The 423-nt window shown below is 53.4% G+C and carries 1 protein-coding gene and 1 pseudogene; both read right to left on the reverse strand.

The window, feature by feature from the left end:
* Positions 1-86, reverse strand: a pseudogene (locus ALO43_RS30045) (FMN-dependent NADH-azoreductase); the annotation flags it as partial.
* Between the two features lie 74 nt (positions 87-160).
* Positions 161-423, reverse strand: a 263-nt coding sequence (locus ALO43_RS09280) for a LysR substrate-binding domain-containing protein (protein ID WP_235812528.1), incomplete at its 5' end; no start/stop codon positions are given.

Genomic DNA, 423 nt, shown 5'->3' on the forward strand with positions numbered 1-423 from the left:
TGATAGGCCTGAACGACCTCATGGGTCAACTGACGCGAAGCGGAATGATCGCCGAGGATGCTGGAATCGAGGTGCAATAAATTCATAACGTAGCTCCTTAAAGAAAATCGCCACTTAGCGATGAAGTGGCGAGCATCCTATCCTTGATCGCAATAGATGATTAGTGGTCTTGAATGCGACTGTTCGTTCTATGAAGAGAACAATAAAGCGAGTCGGGACTAAGGCTTAGCTCTTTGAACGAGGTTTCGAACACATCCAGCAGCCCTCTGACCGCGGGAAGCAGCCCACGGCGTGAAGCAAACACGGCGTGCACGATGCCGCACTTTGGCCGATGCTGACTGAACAGTTCCACCAGACGTCCGTCCTGCAAGGCTTCCCGGACAATCAGTTCCGGCAGTTGCGCCACCCCAACCCCTTGCAGGG

The sequence above is a fragment of the Pseudomonas tremae genome (genome assembly GCF_001401155.1).
GTDB lineage: Bacteria > Pseudomonadota > Gammaproteobacteria > Pseudomonadales > Pseudomonadaceae > Aquipseudomonas > Aquipseudomonas tremae.